The 19,146-nt window shown below is 54.2% G+C and carries 17 protein-coding genes; 9 read left to right on the top strand and 8 right to left on the bottom strand.

The window, feature by feature from the left end:
* The first annotated feature begins 9 nt into the window (after positions 1-9).
* Complete coding sequence (locus DOQ08_RS09570) at positions 10-948, top strand: porin (RefSeq protein ID WP_114334660.1); 939 nt, start codon at positions 10-12, stop codon at positions 946-948.
* Between the two features lie 90 nt (positions 949-1,038).
* Here the strand turns inward: DOQ08_RS09570 and DOQ08_RS09565 are convergent, their stop codons facing one another.
* The 6 genes from DOQ08_RS09565 to DOQ08_RS09540 all read right to left on the bottom strand — a co-directional run bounded on the left by DOQ08_RS09565 (position 1,039) and on the right by DOQ08_RS09540 (position 7,870).
* On the bottom strand, positions 1,039-2,163 hold the full coding sequence (locus DOQ08_RS09565; protein WP_114334659.1) for an NAD(P)/FAD-dependent oxidoreductase: 1,125 nt from the start codon (positions 2,161-2,163) through the stop codon (positions 1,039-1,041).
* Positions 2,163-3,473, bottom strand: a complete 1,311-nt coding sequence (locus DOQ08_RS09560; RefSeq protein ID WP_114334658.1) for an SAM-dependent methyltransferase — start codon at positions 3,471-3,473, stop codon at positions 2,163-2,165. Before DOQ08_RS09560 ends, DOQ08_RS09565 begins: the two co-directional genes overlap by 1 nt.
* A 156-nt stretch (positions 3,474-3,629) precedes the next feature.
* Positions 3,630-4,925 (bottom strand): TRAP transporter large permease, encoded by a 1,296-nt coding sequence (locus DOQ08_RS09555; RefSeq protein ID WP_114334657.1) that lies wholly within the window; start codon positions 4,923-4,925, stop codon positions 3,630-3,632.
* Complete coding sequence (locus DOQ08_RS09550) at positions 4,922-5,467, bottom strand: TRAP transporter small permease subunit (protein ID WP_114334656.1); 546 nt, start codon at positions 5,465-5,467, stop codon at positions 4,922-4,924. Before DOQ08_RS09550 ends, DOQ08_RS09555 begins: the two co-directional genes overlap by 4 nt.
* Positions 5,468-5,573: 106 nt before the next feature.
* Positions 5,574-6,650, bottom strand: coding sequence for a TRAP transporter substrate-binding protein (locus tag DOQ08_RS09545; protein ID WP_114334655.1), 1,077 nt, complete (start codon positions 6,648-6,650; stop codon positions 5,574-5,576).
* Positions 6,651-6,826: 176 nt separating this feature from the next.
* On the bottom strand, positions 6,827-7,870 hold the full coding sequence (locus DOQ08_RS09540; RefSeq protein ID WP_114334654.1) for an acyltransferase family protein: 1,044 nt from the start codon (positions 7,868-7,870) through the stop codon (positions 6,827-6,829).
* 171 nt (positions 7,871-8,041) lie between these two features.
* Here DOQ08_RS09540 and DOQ08_RS09535 point away from each other — a divergent pair, with 171 nt between their 5' ends.
* Positions 8,042-9,109: a beta-N-acetylglucosaminidase domain-containing protein gene (locus tag DOQ08_RS09535; protein ID WP_114334653.1), complete on the top strand. Its 1,068-nt coding sequence runs from the start codon at positions 8,042-8,044 to the stop codon at positions 9,107-9,109.
* Positions 9,110-9,112: 3 nt separating this feature from the next.
* Here DOQ08_RS09535 and DOQ08_RS09530 read toward each other — a convergent pair whose 3' ends face one another.
* Entirely contained in the window at positions 9,113-10,126 is a 1,014-nt protein-coding gene (locus DOQ08_RS09530) for a ChaN family lipoprotein (RefSeq protein ID WP_114334652.1), read from the bottom strand.
* 18 nt (positions 10,127-10,144) lie between these two features.
* Positions 10,145-10,333 carry a CopG family transcriptional regulator gene (locus DOQ08_RS09525; protein ID WP_114334651.1) on the bottom strand — a complete coding sequence of 63 codons (189 nt, stop codon included), beginning with the start codon at positions 10,331-10,333 and terminating at the stop codon, positions 10,145-10,147.
* A gap of 97 nt (positions 10,334-10,430) precedes the next feature.
* Here DOQ08_RS09525 and dauA point away from each other — a divergent pair, with 97 nt between their 5' ends.
* The 7 genes from dauA to DOQ08_RS09490 all read left to right on the top strand — a co-directional run bounded on the left by dauA (position 10,431) and on the right by DOQ08_RS09490 (position 19,134).
* Entirely contained in the window at positions 10,431-12,173 is a 1,743-nt protein-coding gene (dauA, locus tag DOQ08_RS09520; RefSeq protein ID WP_114334650.1) for a C4-dicarboxylic acid transporter DauA, read from the top strand.
* 23 nt (positions 12,174-12,196) lie between these two features.
* Positions 12,197-14,143: a CASTOR/POLLUX-related putative ion channel gene (locus DOQ08_RS09515; RefSeq protein WP_114334649.1), complete on the top strand. Its 1,947-nt coding sequence runs from the start codon at positions 12,197-12,199 to the stop codon at positions 14,141-14,143.
* 245 nt (positions 14,144-14,388) lie between these two features.
* Positions 14,389-15,987 (top strand): isocitrate lyase, encoded by a 1,599-nt coding sequence (locus DOQ08_RS09510; RefSeq protein ID WP_114334648.1) that lies wholly within the window; start codon positions 14,389-14,391, stop codon positions 15,985-15,987.
* 377 nt (positions 15,988-16,364) lie between these two features.
* Complete coding sequence (locus DOQ08_RS09505) at positions 16,365-17,540, top strand: hypothetical protein (RefSeq protein WP_114334750.1); 1,176 nt, start codon at positions 16,365-16,367, stop codon at positions 17,538-17,540.
* 56 nt (positions 17,541-17,596) lie between these two features.
* Positions 17,597-17,932 carry a hypothetical protein gene (locus DOQ08_RS09500; RefSeq protein ID WP_227537565.1) on the top strand — a complete coding sequence of 112 codons (336 nt, stop codon included), beginning with the start codon at positions 17,597-17,599 and terminating at the stop codon, positions 17,930-17,932.
* A 13-nt stretch (positions 17,933-17,945) separates the two neighbouring features.
* Positions 17,946-18,638 carry a C39 family peptidase gene (locus tag DOQ08_RS09495; RefSeq protein WP_114334646.1) on the top strand — a complete coding sequence of 231 codons (693 nt, stop codon included), beginning with the start codon at positions 17,946-17,948 and terminating at the stop codon, positions 18,636-18,638.
* A 4-nt stretch (positions 18,639-18,642) separates the two neighbouring features.
* Positions 18,643-19,134 (top strand): hypothetical protein, encoded by a 492-nt coding sequence (locus DOQ08_RS09490; RefSeq protein ID WP_114334645.1) that lies wholly within the window; start codon positions 18,643-18,645, stop codon positions 19,132-19,134.
* Positions 19,135-19,146 lie beyond the last annotated feature (12 nt).

The following is a 19,146-nucleotide window of genomic DNA, read 5'->3' as shown; positions in this document are numbered from 1 at the left end:
TTATAAAAAATGAAGAAGCTTCTTCTGGCTGTTGCTGTGTCTACTGTTGCTGCAGGTTCTGTTAATGCGGCGACTGTTTATGAGAAAGATGGTTTTACTTACAAGCTGAACGGTGATTTCCAGGTTCAGTTGCGCAAGAAGATCGGTGATGACACCAATGAATATGTAGATTTCGATGACCTGGAGCTAAAAAACTACGTTAGCTATGACCTGGGTAACGATATGAAAGCCTTTGGTCGTCTGGATTTTGACTTTAAAGACCATGCCAACGGCAAAGACGTCGATGAGCCAATTGAAGAAGCTTACGTTGGTATTCAGTATGGCGTAACTTCGTTCTCCATGGGTAAGCAAAACTTTGCCTCTGACGAGTTCGGCATCGAAGAAGCTTATGAATCACCACTGGACGAAGATCAGTTTGACGCAGTTATAACGGATGGTGACGATACGTTCCGCGTTGATGTAGAGCTGGACAATGTTTACCTGGTTGCTTCCTACGAACTGGAGGCTGAGGACAAAGGCGGTATTACCGGTGAGTTCTTCGATTTGTTTGCCTCTACCGAAATTGCTGGCTTGGAATTAGCTGCTGCCTACCAGCGTAACACTCCCATTGGCATGGATGATAAAGACACTTGGGGCCTGAGTGCCGGTTACGACTTCGGTCTGTTTGGTCTGGCCGCTGACTACAGCGTCACTGATGACAGCGAGACGGATCTTGAGACGACGTTGTACAACATTGCGGCCACCATCGACGTGACTAGCACCACTGCGGTTGCGCTTGGCATGCAGAACCAGGAAGAAGACAACAGTGACGACGTGACGGCTTGGTACGCGAACGTGACCTACAAGTTCCCGGCTGCCAAGAACGTCAGCGTGTTTGCTGAAATCGCTGACACCGATGAAGACGACACTGACATGGGCTTCCTCGCCGGTATGCGTGTGAAGTTCTAAGCCGTATCTCCAAACCGCAACCATGGTCACGCCAATGGTTGGCGCGAGGAAAACCAAAGGCCGGGCAACATTGCCCGGCCTTTGTGCGTTCTAGACAGCAAGGTCCAGGGGCGGAATTTCTTGATGCAGGAACCATTTTTCTGTGACGACTTTCTGGGTGAACCAATGTGACCGCATCAAGGAACTGGCGATAGGTTGCTTGAGCCAATCGGGCACTTCAAATCCGCGCTCCTGTTCCGCGGCACGGTGGCCAAACCGCTCAGAAATTTGCTCACTATAGCGTTGCAGTGACGAAGCGGAATAATCCGGCGCGTTCAGAATGACTTTGGCGGCAATTAACGCGGACTCAATAGCGGGCCGGATGCCTTCACCGCTTTGGGTATAGGCCAGTCCGGCGGCATCACCAATTAATAGAACCCCATCATCCAGCAGGGGACGTTGGGCATGGCCATACAGTAAGTATGCGTGCCCCTTGAAACGGCCGGGCAGATCGCTGGGAATTCGCCCGGACTGTTTCATGTCTTGCACAAAGGCTTCCAGGTGCTCTGTCAGCTGATGGTTGTCTTCCCGCCCGAGGCCGATATTCAGGAAGTTGCCCTTTCGGAAGACCCAAGCGTAGCCTTTGAGATCGCGGCAAAACCACAGCTCCGGCGTGTCACCCCGAGCCTCGCAGGCTTTGGCCTGAGCTGGCGTCATTTCGAATTCCACTTCTTTGGCGGCTACAACGGTTTCATGTTTCCCCGGGCCAGCGCCGATCTGCTTCGCAACAGGGCAAAAATGCCCGCCCGCTCCGACCAAGAGCGGGGCTTGCCACTGTCCGTTTATCTGCCAGAGGCCGTTATCCCGGGTGATGGACTTTACCGGGGTGTTCAGTTGTTTGCGGGATTGGACCCGGTCCAGCAGGTAGGCATCGAACTCGCAGCGTCTAATGCCGTAACTGACCACGCTGCCATGACAATTCTCCACCGGGCTTTGGCCCATCATGCCGATCCGGAATCGGCTGATGGACTGCAGCGTTCGATGTTGGCGGTAATCGTTAATATCAACATGAAGGCTTTCAAGCACCGCCGGCGTTACCCAGCCGGCACAGGTTTTGTCTCTGGGAAACGACGTTTTATCAATGATCAAAACGTTCTTGCCGGCATTCTCCAGAGCATGGGTGAGGGTGGAGCCGGCCGGGCCGGCACCCACGACGATGGCATCGAAGGTTTCCATTATGAGTGCTCCGGTGTGGTCGGGGTAGCGTACAAATCCTGACGGGTTCGCGGCACCCGATTGTTATCGCCATGGCTGAAAACAACCTGGAACAGTTGCAGCGAGCCCGCCCGAAACGCGGCGATTGAACCTGCTAAATAGAATCGCCAGGCACGGGTGAAGCTTTCATCGTACATCGCGGTCACGGTGTCCTCGTGCCGGGTAAAGTTCTCCAGCCAGTGGCTCAGGGTCTGGGCGTAATGTAAACGCAGGTTTTCCACATCCAGCACTGAAAAGTCATTGAGTTCGCATATCTGCATGAACTCGGCAATGCTGGGTGGGTAAGCACCGGGGAAAATGCGCTTTTCGATCCAGGCGTTCATGAGCATGGGGCGGTTGCGTCCAATACTGTGGAGCAAGGCCATACCGTCGGGTTTCAAGCTGCGCTTGATCAGGTTTGATAGGGCCGGGTAGTTCTCCTTGCCCACGTGTTCGAGCATGCCTATGGACACAAACGCATCGTACTGGCCTTCAATGTTGCGGTAGTCGTCTTCTACATAGGTGATTTGCCGGGTTAGGCCCTGCCGTTCGGCCTCGGCTTTGGCGTAGTCGAGTTGTTCCCGGGAGATGTTGTAGGAACGAACCGTAACGCCATAATGACGAGCCATATAGCGGGCCAAACCACCCCAGCCACAGCCCGCTTCCACGACCGTCATGCCGGGCTTTAGCCGCAGTTTTCGGCAGACGTGCTCAAGCTTGGCCAGCTGAGCTTGCTCCAGCGTATTGTCCGGGTGTTCATAGTAGGCGCAGGTGTACTGCATTTCAGCCTGATCCAGCCACAGTTTGTAGAAGTCGTTGCCAAGGTCGTAATGGTGGTGGATGTTTTCTTTGGCTTGCGACAGATCGGAAGAGCGTGGATTCGGGTTCTTCCAAAGGTTATCTAACCACTTCGGCCACTGTTTTCGGGCAGCGTGAACCGAGCGGTACACGGTTTCCAGAAAGTCGGTCAGGTCACCGTCGATGTCGAGTCGCCCGGCGCTGTAAAGATCGCCCATAGCGAGGTTCGGGTCGGTTACCAAGGCATAAAGCGCTTTGGAGTCGTTAAGGGTTAGGGTGAAACGGGTGGCTTGGTGCTCGGGTTCAATGCAGTCGCCATTCCACAATTGGAAGCGAATGGGGGGAGAGCCCGCGAAGCGGATGAATTTTTCGAGCAACCAGCGCTCGTAGCTGTGAGGTTCCCGATCAGGCTGGCGCGCCTCATGAGGAATGCTCAGAAGGTGCGAAGCGTCCTTGCCTGAATGCGTAGCCTTTTGGGCGTTGCTGCTAGACATAATCCAGGCTCCCGTTGGTTGTAATACCAGGCGGTCCCGAAAGCCAGACTGAGAGTCGCACTCCTTGGATTGTATATAAAATGATCAGGCTTGGGCAAGGTGAGAGAGGTGAAGAGGGCAGGCCGGGAACAGTCCGGCCTGCCTTTTATCGGTAGCTTAGTAGGTGGCGCTCATTCCGAACCATTCCGGGAAGATGACAATCATCGCCAACACCAGAATTTGAATGAGAATAAACGGAATAATGCCCTTATAGATGTCGGTTGTTTTCACTTCGGCGGGCGCAACGCCCTTAAGATAAAACAACGAGAACCCGAAGGGCGGTGTCAGGAAACTGGTTTGCAGGTTCATGGCAATCAGAATGGCAAACCAGAGCATGTTGATGCCCATGGCTTCTGCCACGGGTGCCAGAATTGGCACGATGATGAAGGAAATCTCCACGAAGTCGATGAAGAATCCCAGCACCAGAATCACCACCATCGCCAGGATAATGAAGCCCCACTGTTCGCCCGGCAGCATCATCAGCCACTCTTCCAGCAAGTAGTCACCGCCGGTATAGCTGAACACCATGGAGAAGGCGGTCGCACCAATCAGAATGGCAAAGACCATGGCCGTTACTTTCACGGTGTCTTTGGATGCATCCCACACCATTTTAAAACTGAACTGGCGGTAAATGATGGCCAGAATCACGGCACCAACACCGCCCAGTGCAGAGGATTCGGTGGGGGTGGCGATACCGGTGAAGATAGAGCCCAGAACCACCACGATCAGTGCCAAAGGCGGAATAATCGCCAGTAGCGCATTACGGATTTCTTTGCCGCGGCTGATGCTGTCGTCCGGTGGCATGGCCGGGGCCGTCTGCGGTTTTAAGCGGGTCAGGAACAGGATATAAACAATATACAGGCCAATCAGCACCATGCCTGGCCCGACTGCGGCTTTGAACAAGTCGCCAACCGGTAGGCCCAGTACATCACCCAGAATAATCAGAATAATCGAGGGTGGCACGATCTGCCCGAGGGTGCCCGAGGCGCAAATAGTGCCTGTGGCCAGTCGTTTGTCGTAATTGTGGGCCAGCATGACCGGAAGGGAGATCAAGCCCATGGCGACCACGCTGGCGCCCACAACGCCGGTAGAGGCCGCCAGCAATGCACCCACCAGAATGGTGGAAATGGCCAAACCACCCGGCAAGCCGCCAAACAAGCGGCCCATTGAGGTCAGCAGTTGCTCGGCCAGCTTCGTGCGCTGAAGAATCACGCCCATGAAAATGAACAAGGGCACGGCCATCAGCACCGTGTTCTGCATGACACTCATAATGCGATAAGGCATGAAGGCAAACAGGTCCATGCCTTCGGCGAAGATGCCAAAAAACAGCGCAACGCCGCCAAAGGTAAAGGCAACGGGGAACCCGAACATCAGCATGAACAGGGCAACGAGGAACATAATCATACCGATCATGCCAAACCTCCTGCGCTGTGTTCGCTTTCGTAGGATTTTTCACCGGCCAGTACGCGGATTGCGTAGGTGATCATGTTCAAACCGGCGGTACCGATAAAGAACGCACTGACAGGAATAACCGATTTAATGATCCAGCGATGGGGTAAACCGCCGGGATCGCCACTGCCTTCACCCATCTCGTAGGCGTCAACGGCGAAGCTATAGCCATACACGCCGATCAGGTACGCAAAGGGGATAACGAAGATCAGAGCGCCAATCAGGTTGATCCAGGCTTTGTTTTTCTGTTGCCAGTTGGTGTAGAACACGTCCACTCGTACGTGGCCGTCTGTGCGCAGCGCGTAGGGAATCCCCATCAGGAAGACCACCGAGTACAGGTGCCATTCCATCTCTTGCATGCCAATCGACACGTCACTGAATACGTAGCGAGTGACAACGTCATAAAACACGTTGGCGGCCATCAGGATCATGGCCACGCAGGCGATCCAGCCGCAGAGTTTCGAGAGCCAGGCCAGGCCCTCATCCAGTCTGATAATCCAGCGCATTAAACCTCTTCCTCCGCTGAGCGGATGTTTTATGTGGCTTTTAAATGAAAAAGCCGGAACCACTTTTCAAGAGCGATCCCGGCTCTGATTCAGCATGGCCCAGAGTTTACTGAACTTCTCCCATGGTGTTGAGGTATGCGCGTTCAGAAATTTCGGTATAGGCGCGACTTTGTTTCTGGTAACTCAGCTGTGAATCGATGATCTTTTTAGCCATTGGGCTCTTTTCAGCGGTTTCTTTCAGCAGCTTTTTGTTGGCATCGTACATGGCCTGGAAGATGTCAGCCGGGAACCGTTTGATCTGGACGTTGGGGTAGTCCTTTTTGATGTTCGCCCAAGCTTCCGCGTTGGCGTGCTGAGAGTGCACCAGCATGTCGTAGGAGGCGGTGCGCATGGCTACGCGCATGATTTCCTTCAGGTCCGCCGGCAGTTTTTCCCACACGCGCTTGTTGATCAAGAATTGCAGTTCGGTCGCAGGCTCGTGCCAGCCAGTGTAGTAGTAGTCAGCAATTTGCTGGAAGCCAAGGCGCAAATCCAGCGCCGGGCCAACCCATTCAACGGCGTCAATGGTGTTGCGTTCAAGGGCGGTGTACAGCTCACCCGGTGCAATGTTGGTGGGGTTTACGCCCACTTCGGCGAAGACTTCGCCGGCAAATCCCGGGATCCGCATTTTCAGACCTTGCAGGTCGTCCAATGACTTGATTTCTTCACGGAACCAGCCGCCCATTTGAATGCCGGTGTTGCCGCCGGGAAACGACAGCATGTTGTGGGGCTCATACACTTCCTGCATCAGCTCCATGCCACCACCGTGGTAGAACCAGGCGTACTGTTCCATGGCGTTCATGCCGAACGGCATGCTGGTGAAGAACAACGTTTCGGGTACTTTGCCCTTCCAATAATAGGAGGCGGAGTGGCCCATGTCGTACTGGCCTGCCTTCACCATGTCGAAAACACCCAGCGGAGCTTTGTGTTTGTTGGCCGAGTCGATGCGGATTTTCAGGCGACCGTCGGACATTTTTTCAACGGTTTCGGCAAAACGTTTGGTGGTGTCACCGAAGATGGGGAAGTTCGGCCCCCAGGTTTCGGCGAGTTTTAATGTGAATTTTTCTTGAGCAAGCGCCTGCGAAGCAGAAAACGTGGTGGCTACGGCGAGCACGGTCGCCGATATAAAGGAGCGGATTTTCATGTTCTTTCCAGCCTGTTGTATTGTTTTAATTGTGTGTTGGAGGAGCTGGGCGATCGTGCCAGCGGGTACTGCTGAACAGTTTAGTTCAGGTTTGCATACTTGGCGGAGGATGTGCAGTAAAAACTGCGCGAATTACGACATATGTCTAGGTGCGGGGCGAGGCACAAATAAATCGTTCAGGCGCCTTCGCCGGGGCTGGCCGCGGTGGTTCGGGTGCGGTAGTTCCGCCACTGGCGGAAAGCGCTTAAGGCCGGCTTTTCAACGCCATAATGAAGGGCTGAAGCCAGCGCAATGACCGTGCAGAGAGCCAACCCAACGCCCATAGGGCCGGGGAGCCCCCACTGGTAAAACAGCGTGATCAGTCCATAGCCAATATTTTGATGGACCAGATAGAGGGTATAGGAAATGCTTCCCAGCCATATCAGGCCCGGACGGGATAGCACGCTTAATCGACCGCTGGCAGCCAGAATGAAAACGCCGTAGCAGGCGAGAACGAACAGGTTGTAGGGGGCTTTGTAGGCGATCAGGCAATGGCCGACGGTCAGAACCAGCAAGATGACATCGGCGACGGGTGGTTTGCCGTATTTGTGCCAGCGAAAGAGCAGCATGCCGCTGATAAACAGCGGTGCATAACGCACGAACAACAGATCCTTCACCAGAAAGTCCATTGATTCCGGAATCGCCTTCCACCAAATCACGCCTATATAGCTGGCTGCAGCCCACAGCCAGAGTGCAGGGCGAAGCCGTTGCCAGCTCTTCAGTCCGTAAAAAAGCAGCGCAATCCAGACATAGAAGTTGGCTTCAATCACCAGGCTCCAATAGGCCCCATCAACATGCGGATGCTCCAGATATTCGTGCAGAAGGGTCATATTCAAAAGCGCTGACACCGGTTCGACGGCGCGGTCTTCGGGGCCAAGCCAATGTACGGAAAGAAAGGTCAACGCGATGCCGGCCCACAAGGCGGGTAACAGCCGGAATGCTCGGGCAAGGCCAAACCAGCCGGCGGTCTGGGTGCGCTCCAGCGTCATGAAAATGACGAAACCGCTGAGCATGAAAAACAGATGCACGCCGTAGCGCCCGAACTCCAGAAAGGCGGGGCTGTCAAAGCTGTGACCGTAAAGTTCATTGTAGTAAGGCAGGAAATGGAACAGAACAACGCCGAGCGCGGCAATGCCGCGAAGTGCGTCCAAGGCTGTCAGGCGACTTTGGTTGTTCTGCATGGCGTTGGTAAGTTCCGGTGACGATGTGCGTTTATCATAGCCGGCCTGAGCCTGGGCAAGTATACAATTCGGTTGCCCGAAACTGACTATCCGTTCATGGTTGTTGGATCGAAGACGGTTTCGGGACAGGTGTATGATGGCTGAAAGCCAGTGCCAAGGAGCAAACAAGGTATGACAGTTGAACTCGGTATGATCGAAGGGTTTTACGGCCCCATGTGGACGTGGCCCGAACGGCGCAAGCTGTTGAAGACCTTGGCCGGGCACGGCTATGGCTTTTACCTCTACGCACCCAAAGCTGACCCTTATTTGCGCAGGCGCTGGCAGGAGTCGCATCCGGCTGAAGAATTTTCAGCGTTGGCTGACTTCGCTGAATTGTGCAAACACGAAGGCGTTCGCTTCGGCGTGGGTTTGAGTCCGTTCGAGATCTTTAACCAGTTCGACGAGAACGCGCGCCACGCTTTGGCGGCCAAATTAAAAGCGCTGGACCGGATCGGGGTGCAGGAGCTGGCCATTCTGTTTGATGATATGCGCTCGGAAACGCCGTCGCTGGCGAGTACTCAGGCCGAGATTATGCGTTGGGTGAAAGCGCACAGTGACGCAACCATGTTCAGCATCTGCCCGACCTATTATTCCGATGATCCGGTGCTGGATCGTGTGTTCGGTGAACGACCTTCGGATTATCTTGAAACGCTGGGGGCCGAGCTTGATAAAGATGTACGGGTGTTCTGGACCGGTGAGGAAGTCTGTTCCCGGGAAATCTCCCCGGGGCATTTAAAGCGGGTGGGCGACCGTCTGGGGCGCAAACCGGTGTTGTGGGATAACTATCCGGTGAACGATGGCGACCGAATGTCTCGGCACCTGCACCTCAGAGCCTTTACCGGCCGGCCAGCGGCTAATGCGGCGCACTTGGCGGGCCATGCTATTAATCCGGCGCTGCAGCCGGTGTTGACCTCGATCCCGGCTTTGACGCTGGCGGAATCCTACCGGCTGGGGCCGGACTACCAGTACGGCCGGGCTTTTCATCATGCTGCCCGTGAGCTGCTTGGCGAAGAATTGGCAAACCAGATTCAGCAGGATTTGTTGAGCTTGCAGGATGCGGGGTTGGGGCGGCTCAGCGAGGAGCGAAAGCGTGCCTTAGCACACACCTACGATGCTTTTGATCATCCGGCGGCCAGCGAAATTATGCGCTGGCTCGCCGGCGACTATCTGGTGACCGACGAGATGGTGCAAACCCAGTGACGATTAGTCTTGCTCGCAAGTGGCATTTGAGCGGCGTTTGAAACGTTCTTTCATAGCGCTATTCCGCCGTTCACGATCCCGAAATTCCGGTGGCAAAGGTTGAATCAGATACAAGAAATCGCCTTTGCGCCGATGTTCCTCCAAAGACGGGGCTGGTTGATCTGAGGGCCAGAACACCGGGCTTAGAACAGCAACCGACAGCTCCGGAGCGCGTTTCTGCAGCAGAGCGACCGTGCCGAGTTTCTCCTCGCTGTGAAAGGTGCCCGTCAGATGCAGCACTTGATGCCCCGGGTAGCTGTTTCTAGCCTGCAAAATACGGCTGGCCATGGTGTTATCGCGCAAGAGTTGGGCCTTGTAAACGTTGGCCATGCGATCTGCTATTGCGGGGTCGCTTGCACCGTGGCTGCCGGAAATGGCTTCGATAAACTTTTCCCGATAGGCCGGTGTATCCCGGAAGGGGTGTGCGGGCAGTTTTTGCCGTTGTTTATCGGGTAGTGCATTGAGGTAGTCGGGCCCAATTCGGCCGACACAGCGAACCGTTAGCGCCGGGGCATTGGCAGCGATCACCGGAAGATTGTGGGCGCGCGCGTATTCGATGATGGGCCGGTAAGAGCCGCGATAATTGTCCCAGGCATCGGCGTCTTCGATCATTTCCGTCTCACCCGTGCGCCCGGCGAGATAGTCGTCCAGATCGTCCTGATGGTCCAGATTGAATTGTTCCAGTGTCAGGGCTATGTGTGGATTGATGGCGTGCAGGTGCTTCAGCACTCGCGCCTGAAGAAGGTGAGAGGCTTGGTGGCCATGATATTCGCCAATCACGACGACATCGGCTTTAGACAGTGTGTTAACGGCTTTTTCAAGCGGAATGGATTGGCGCGAGCGTGGGTCAATCACTACGCTTTCGTACAGTGTTGCCGGCGTGAAGCGGCTCGAATTGGAGTGTGGCTGAGTCAGTGCACAGCCCGACGAGACGAGCAGCGCTAAAGTGATCAGCGTAGCGAATGAAGGCTTGATCATAAACGCAGGGTGCCTTGCTTAGTCGAGGTTTTTGTTGCGTTGCTCGCGCCAGTCTTCCCCCAGTTTTTGCTCCACGTACTCGCGGATAAACTGACGAACTTTCTGGGAAGGGGTGACGTCATCCTGTTTGCAGAGTTCTTCGAATACGGCTTTTTTATCCGGGTCGATCAGCAGGGTCAGGCGCGCAGTGCGGTTTTCTTTTGTCATGTCTTGAGAATGCCTTGTATGTTAATCAGGTTAACATTGAATGTTATTGGGATGAGCATATAATTTGAGGCCTGTCTTCGCAACCGGGAGTTCGCTAATGCCGCATCGCGCTCATCTTTTTTCTTTGAGGTTTGCCCACGCACTTCGCGAAGCCTGTGTTGATGAGCGGTACACCAGCGCCCGGTTTTTGAAGGATGTGATGGCGGGCGTGACGGTTGGCATTATCGCCATTCCTTTAGCTATGGCGCTGGCCATCGCCAGTGGCGTGGCACCTCAGTACGGTTTGTATACCGCTTTTATCGCAGGCTTTATCATCGCGTTGCTGGGTGGTAGCCGGTTCAGCATTTCTGGCCCCACCGCTGCCTTTGTCGTCATTTTATACCCGATTGCACAGAATTATGGGTTGGGCGGCTTGTTGCTGGCTACGCTGATGTCCGGGGTGTTGCTGGTGATGATGGCGGTTATGCGTTTGGGGCGCTTTATTGAGTACATCCCGGAGTCGGTCACGCTCGGGTTTACCGGCGGCATTGCGGTGGTGATTGCCACTCTGCAGGTCAAAGACTTCTTTGGGTTGTCGGTTGACAGTATGCCCGGGCACTATTGGGACAAACTGGCGGTGCTGGCTCAGCAGATGCCGGCGATGGATGGCATGAGCACGCTGGTGGCCGGAGCAACCTTGGCTGTCATGCTGCTGTGGCCAAGGCTGAAAACGCCAGTGCCTCCGCACCTTCCTGCGGTGGTGATTGGCAGCTTGTTGGCGCTTTGGTTCAACTCGAACGGTGCGGCGATTGAAACCATCGGTTCCCGGTTCAGCTACCTGTTGCCAGACGGCAGCATGGGTGCAGGCATCCCCCCCTTCTTGCCCGAATTTGCATGGCCCTGGCAGCAACTGAACGCCGAGGGAGAGCCGGTTGGTTTGTCTTGGGGGATGGTTCAGGAGCTGTTACCGGCCGCATTTGCCATTGCCATGTTGGGCGCCATTGAGTCCCTTTTGTGTGCGGTAGTGCTGGATGGCATGACCGGAAAACGCCACAGTGCCAACAGTGAGTTGATGGGGCAGGGTATTGGCAACATTGTGGTGCCGTTTTTTGGTGGTATTACCGCCACCGCGGCCATTGCCCGCTCTGCTGCCAACTATCGGGCGGGGGCTGAGTCGCCGGTGTCGGCGATGGTTCATGCGCTTGTGGTGTTGCTCGCGCTGGTTTCGCTGGCGGGTGTGCTCGCTTACCTGCCCATGCCAGCGATGGCGGCTTTGCTGATCATGGTGGCCTGGAACATGAGTGAAGCACCTAAGGCCGTACATCTTCTGAAAACCGCACCGCGCATGGATGTGCTGGTTTTTCTCACTTGTTTCAGCCTGACTGTTGTCCTGGATATGGTGATCGCGATAACCGCCGGGGTGTTGTTGGCCGCGGTGCTGTTCATGCAGGAAATGGCGCAGATGACCAAGGTCACCGATATTTCTGATGACAAACGCGTGAAGCCGGCTGGGTTACCGGAAGGCTGGCGGGTGTTCAAAATCAACGGCCCTTTATTCTTTGCCGCTGCTGACCGGGTGTTCGGGGAATTGGCTGCCTTGTCACAGCAAGCGCGAGGTATTGTTCTGTATATGGACGGCGTGACCGTGCTGGACGCAGGAGGTTTGTCCGCTCTGAACAAACTGGTGGCCAGTTGCCGTGATGCCGATACTGAAATTCTGATTGCTGACCTGCAATTCCAGCCTCTGCGAACCTTGGCTCGTGCGGGTGTGAAACCGGAACCGGGTGTCAGTAGTTTCTATCCGACCCTTGAGGCAGCGCTTGAGGCGGCATCTTCTGGTTCTCGCGGGAATCTGGGTTAAACTGCCTTCAAAAGAGGGTTGTTATGCTTCCATTTCGAATAATCGATCGCGTTAAGTTCATCCTTGAGCGCCAACTGCTTAAAGGTGCCGGCTTCCAATTGTTGGTGGTCGGGCTTTTTATCGGTTTGATTTCTTTGGTGGGTGGTTTGTTGGTGGTTCCGCAGGGGGGCGAGTTTGATGACCCCGGCGCGGCTGTCTGGTGGGCTTTTCTGCGCCTGACGGACCCGGGCTACCTCGGCGACGATGTGGGTACCTGGCAACGGATTGTTTCTACGTTGCTGACCATCCTCGGGTATGTGGTGTTTATGGGCACGCTGGTGGCGATCCTGACCCGCTGGCTGATTGCTAAAATGACCGATCTTGAGCGAGGTCTAACGCCCGTTACCTTGAAAAGTCATGTGGTGGTGCTCGGCTGGACCGCACAGACACCGCCATTAGTGGCCGAGTTGTTCGGCTCAACAGGCCGAATGCAGCGTTTTCTCGAGAAGCACGATGCCCAGCGGCTGCGCCTTGTGGTGCTGGCAGAAGAAGCCAGCGTTGAGCAGCTCTACGAGTTGCGCAACGAGCCCGGTGTGGGTAGCCGTGCCCGAGAGGTGATCTTGCGAAGCGGCTCGGCAATTCAGCCGGAGGCCTTGCATCGAGTGGCTTGCCTGGATGCGGCGGCGGTGATCGTGCCCAGTCAGGGCTATAACGCCGGCAGCATAGTGACCTCTGATGTGGAAACGGTGAAAGCGCTGTTATCCATTGCCGCCCAAGCCCGGCATTTAAATGCATCCTTACCCTATGTCGTCGCCGAAATTCAGGATATGCGCAAATTACCCGTTATCGAGAGGGCATACCCGGGTTCGGTTGAGGTGGTTGCGGGTGGCTCCACCATCAGTCGTTTGATGGTTCAGAACGTGCTGCACCCGAATTTATCCGAAGTCTATAACGAGTTATTGACGGCCGATGGCGGCAACGAGATTTTTGTCCGAGGCGGCGAAACTGCCGAGGGCCTGACGTTGGGCGAACTGGCCTCGCAACGGCCATACGCGATTGTTTTGGGGCTCCTGCACCCGGCTAACAACGGTACCTGGAAGGTAAATCTGCTGGCGACATCTGACACCGTGATCCGAACCGAGGACCGCGTGGTACTGCTTGCCAGAGATTACGCCCACACCGGGCCAGACCCCAAGGCGGAACCTTTGGCACCTGTCGAGCGAGTGGCGATGCCTGTGGCAGCCCGGGTAAAGCCCGAAAAACATCGTGTTCTGGTGCTGGGGTGGAATCGTCGGGTACCGAGTTTGGTGGCGGAGTTTGGCAGCTATTCCGGGCTGCAGTTCGAACTGGACATGGTGTCTGCCACGCCGCTGGATGAACGGCAGCGCGAGTTGTCCCGCTACGGTGTCGATATTGAGAAGATCAACGGTCGGCTGCTTGAAGCTGATTACATGGTGGAGGATGAGCTCAGGAAGCTGGACCCGGCCTCATACGATACCGTGATGTTGTTGAGCAGTGATCGCATTGGTTCCGGTGAGGAAGCGGATGCCCGTGCAATGGTCGGATACCTGCAATTGGAAGATATTCTGTCCGAAGCCGCGGTTCGGCCGCAGGTTACGCTCGAATTGAGCGACCCGGACAACCGCCACCTGATGTACGGTCATCAGAGTGAAATGCTGATCAGCCCGATGATTCTTAGCCATGTGCTGGCTCAAGTTGCGCTGCGTCGGGAGTTGAGAGTGGTACTCGACGAGTTGTTTACCGTGGGGGGCGCAGAAATTCAGTTCCGTGATCCCGAAGACTACCCCTTGCCGGCCAGTGCGGATTTCCAGTTCCTCGAGAAAACACTGGCGGCCAGAGGAGAGATTGCGCTCGGCGTTCGTCGCGAAACAGCGGATGAGCGTGGCCGCCACCTGCAAATGAACCCGCCGCGGAAACAATATATGGACCTTCGCAAAGGTGACCAGCTCTTGGTGATGTGTCGAACCTGAGCGGTTCCTACGCATTAGCGAGTGTGTGAGTACTGCAAGTGTTTGAGGTAAAAGTGGTTCGCAGCACTATTCACAGGGAAAATGCTGGAAATACATAATATAAATTTCAATTATAAGATCGGAGGCAGTAAAGTGTCGCCCAACGTCAGCCAATGCTCGTTATTTGCCAAGCAGGCTGACAGCGACTACTGCCTGGTAGCAGTAATTCGCACCTTTTGAACACAAACGTAGAAAGGATAGAGATCATGCCCTACTCACAAGACGTTGATCAGATCGCTTCCCTCGTCAAGCAAAACCCGACTTGGAACGCCATCAACCCTAAGCACGCCGCTCGCATGCGCGCCCAGAACAAATTCAAGACTGGTCTGGACATCGCTAAGTACACTGCGAAGATCATGCGTGAAGACATGGCCGCTTACGATGCCGATTCTTCCAAGTACACTCAGTCTCTGGGTTGCTGGCACGGTTTCATTGGTCAGCAGAAGCTGATCTCTATCAAGAAGCACTTCGGTAGCACCAAGCGTCGTTACCTGTACCTGTCTGGCTGGATGGTTGCTGCTCTGCGTTCTGAGTTCGGTCCTCTGCCTGACCAGTCCATGCACGAGAAGACTTCTGTACCTGCTCTGATCGAAGAGCTGTACACCTTCCTGCGTCAGGCTGATGCCTGGGAACTGAACCACCTGTTCCGTGACCTGGAAGCCGCTGAAAAAGCTGGCGACACTGCGAAAGCCGAAGAGCTGATCAAGCAGATCGACAACCACGAAACTCACGTTGTACCGATCATTGCTGACATCGACGCTGGTTTCGGTAACGACGAAGCGACTTACCTGCTGGCTAAGAAGATGATCGAAGCGGGTGCGTGCTGCATCCAGATCGAAAACCAGGTTTCTGACGAGAAGCAGTGTGGCCACCAGGACGGTAAAGTAACCGTTCCTCACGCTGACTTCCTGTCCAAGATCAACGCTGTTCGTCTGGCGTTCCTTGAGCTGGGTGTAGACGACGGTGTTATCGTTGCTCGTACCGACTCACTGGGTGCTGGCCTGACCAAGCAGATCGCTGTAACCAACGAGCCGGGTGACCTGGGCGACCAGTACAACAGCTTCATCGATGGCGAGTACATCGAAGACGCTTCCCAGATCGAGAACGGCGACGTTGTTATCAAGTCTGACGGCAAGCTGCTGAAGCCGAAGCGCCTGGCTTCTGGCCTGTTCCAGTTCAAGCCTGGCTCTGGTGAAGACCGTGTTGTTCTGGACTGCATCACTTCCCTGCAGAACGGCGCAGACATGCTGTGGATCGAAACCGAGAAGCCGCACGTTGGTCAGATCGCTGGCATGGTAAACCGCATCAAGGAAGTTGTGCCCGATGCTAAGCTGGTTTACAACAACAGCCCGTCCTTCAACTGGACTCTGAACTTCCGTCAGCAGGTATTCGACGCCTGGAAGGAAGAAGGTAAAGACGTATCTGCGTACGATCGCGACCGTCTGATGAGTGCTGACTACGACGGCACCGAGCTGGCTGAGCTGGCTGATGAGTGGACTCGTAACTTCCAGCGTGACGCGTCACGTGAAGCGGGTGTATTCCACCACTTGATCACTCTGCCGACTTACCACACTGCCGCTCTGTCTACTGACAACCTGGCGAAAGGCTACTTCGGTGACGAAGGTATGCTGGCTTACGTTGCTGGTGTTCAGCGTCAGGAAATTCGTCAGGGCATCGCTACTGTTAAGCACCAGGACATGGCTGGTTCTAACATCGGTGACGACCACAAAGAATTCTTCGCGGGTGAAGCTGCGCTGAAGGCTGGCGGTAAAGACAACACTATGGGTCAGTTCGAGAACATCTAATCTCGACGACCTAAGCAGTGTTTAAAAGCGGCCCCGGAAACGGGGCCGCTTTTTTTGTGTCTGGATTAACGTCAGTAAGACTGACAAGTGTTTAATGGGTAACCGCATGATAGTTAAAGAGTAAGACGTTATTCGCTGGTATTGAGCTGTGCGGTTGTTCCAAATTTGGGACAGTTTTCAGGGGCTCTGACTTTCTGTTTTTCCTGCCTTTAAATAATTTTCATATCAAAAACAGTGTCTTACTGTAGGTTTTCGGCCGTGTGGCACGTTAATCGCATTAGTGCGTTTGAGGGTCTGACCTATTCGGATAGCAGCGAACAGTAGTCGATCGGGGCGGGCCAAAGAGAAGTGCAATGATGTTAGAAGGAATCGATATCATGAAAACTCAAAAAAGCTTGCTAGCGATTGCTGTTGCATTAGGTCTGGGCCTATCCGGTGTGGCCTATGCAGATGTAGGTGGGGACGGTGATCCCAACACCAATGCTGTCGATAATGCGACGGCTAATAACGACAATTCCGGAAATACCAATTCGGGTAACGATAACTCGAATTATCCGGACAGTTCAGACAACTCAGACAATTCGAATAATTCCGATAATTCGAATAACTCTGACAATTCCGACAACAGTGCGACTGCAACGGATTCGTTCAAAATTGCGGACAGTGGCAATGACATGTCGGACAACTCGGATAACTCCGATAATTCCGATAACTCGGATAATTCGGACAATTCCGACAACAGCGCTACTGCGACGGATTCGTTCAAAATCGCCGACAGCGGTAACGATATGTCAGACAACTCCGACAATTCAGATAATTCAGACAACTCCGATAACTCGGACAACTCTGATAATTCCGACAGTTCGGACAACAGCACTAACGTGACCGATTCGTTCAAGATTGCTGACAGTGGTAATGATATGTCAGACAACTCGGACAATTCTGATAACTCGGATAATTCCGACAACTCCGACAACTCGGACAACTCCGATAATTCGGATAATTCCGACAACTCGGACAACAGCACTAATGTGACCGACTCGTTCAAGATCGCAGATAGTGGTAATTCCGATAGCTCGGATAATTCAGACAGTTCCGATAACTCCGACAACTCGGATAACAGCACCAATGACTCGAACAACGTAGCAGATAGTAATAACGACAACTCAGATAACTCGGATAACTCGGATAATTCCGATAACTCTGACAACTCTGACAACTCTGACAACAGCACCAATGATTCGTATAACACTGCGGATAGCAACAACGACAATTCGGATAACTCCGATAACTCCGACAACAGCACTGCCAACCTGAACTTGCATGTGTTCCTGAACAATGCGGACCTTGACGGTACAGTGAGCGGCACCAGTGTTACCTATGGCGATGCCAATGGTGAAAGTTCGTACACCGACGTTATGAACCACAACGAAATCTCGGGTGGTTCCGCTAACTTCACCGGTGTAGGGGCTATTTCCCAGAACACCGGCCATGGCAGTGTCACGCAGGCTAACGTCAGTGTGATGTCGAACCTGACCACCGGCGGTAACTGAGGAGGACCGGCCGCATCGAAGTAACGATGCGGCCGTGCGTTCCGGGAGGAACCGTCATGGGATACATCAAGGGGATGATCTGTGTACTGACATTGGTGTGGTGCAGCTTGGCTCAGGGGGAAGGTTTGTTAAACGTAGAGCCTCTGTCCTCAGGTCAGCTGGCTGAATCCAGTGGCCGTCAGGGCGTACCGTTACAGTTGCAGTTTAATGAGACAGACCAGATGGCAACCGTGACTGGTAACAGGTTGTCGGGGAATGTGGTGACTGGAGCCAATAGCATTTCCGAGCACGCCTTCGACAACATGACAGGTATCGCAACAGTGATCCAGAACAGTGGAAACCAAGTGGTGATCCAGGACAGTACTCAGGTAAACATTCTGATCAATCGGTAACAGGAGGTGGACCATGGTTAAGCAGCTGCTTGTCGTCAGTTTAGCCAGCGCTGTGGTTCTTTGGTCCACCGCGTTTGCCGGTACTGTGAATTTGCCAGGGATGGGGGGCGGATTGCAGGTTGAAGTAAGCAGTTTCAAGGAACAGCGTTTCAGTTCGGTGATTCAACAGCAGTATGACTTTAGTTGTGGTTCTGCCGCGATAGCCTCATTGCTTTCCTACCATTACAGCCACGACGTTTCGGAGCAGAGTGTCTTCTCTGCAATGTTCGCTTTGGCAGATCCGGAGAAGGTACGTAAAGACGGCTTCTCCATGTTGGATATGAAACGGTTTCTGGAATCGGAAGGGTATCAGGCTGACGGCTTTCGTATGCCGCTATCCGGAATACGGGAAAAGGTGAGTTTGCCGGTGATTGTGCTTATGAACCTCGAAGGCTTTCGTCACTTTGTGGTTATCAAAGGAATCAGTGACGACGAAGTGTTAGTGGGTGATCCCGCTCGCGGATTAAAAGCCTATTCCAGGGCTGAGTTTGAAGGGTATTGGGACGGTACTGCGTTTGTTATTCGTAGCCACGTTAAGCAAGGGCGCAGCACATTTCTTGCGGCGGGTGACTGGCCAAAGGTTGTTCGGGCTCCTTTGGATAAAGGACAGGACGGTCCGTCGCTAGGCCATACCTTGCCATACTGGCCATCGACTAGGGAGTGGTAAAGCCATGAGAAGTCGATACGGATTTTTAATTGTCGGGCTGGTCACAGGGTTGGCTGCAGGCACATTGCCGGCCAGCGCGGAAAGCATGTTCATTGCCCAGCCGTTGACTGACCCGGAACTTGCAGCGCAACGCGGCGGTTTTATGCTCGACAATCTCGAGATTTCGATCGGGCTTGAGCAGATTATGTCGGTGAACGGAGACACGCTGGCAGTGAACCGCCTGACCATTCCGAATTTAAACCAAGTGCTGGACGGAGGCGGGGTGCAGCACCAAGTGGAGAGTATGCTTAGTTTGATCAATTCGGGGCAGGCCGGTCAGGCGCTTGTCTCTACCTCGTCGGCCTCAGGTGGCTGGATGACGTTGATTCAGAATGATCTGAACGGCGCTGTCATCCAAAATGTGCGCCAGCTGAATATCGAACTGAATAACCTGGGCACTGGTTACCGTATTCCCGACCACCTGCGGAACCCGAGCCTACAGTTTCTGGGTCGTTAGTCGCATATAGGC

This window comes from Marinobacter litoralis (assembly GCF_003336705.1).
In the GTDB taxonomy this organism is placed as follows: Bacteria; Pseudomonadota; Gammaproteobacteria; order Pseudomonadales; family Oleiphilaceae; genus Marinobacter; species Marinobacter litoralis.
The sequence above is the reverse complement of the archived record's forward strand: the minus strand, read 5'-3'. Positions and strand labels throughout refer to the sequence as shown.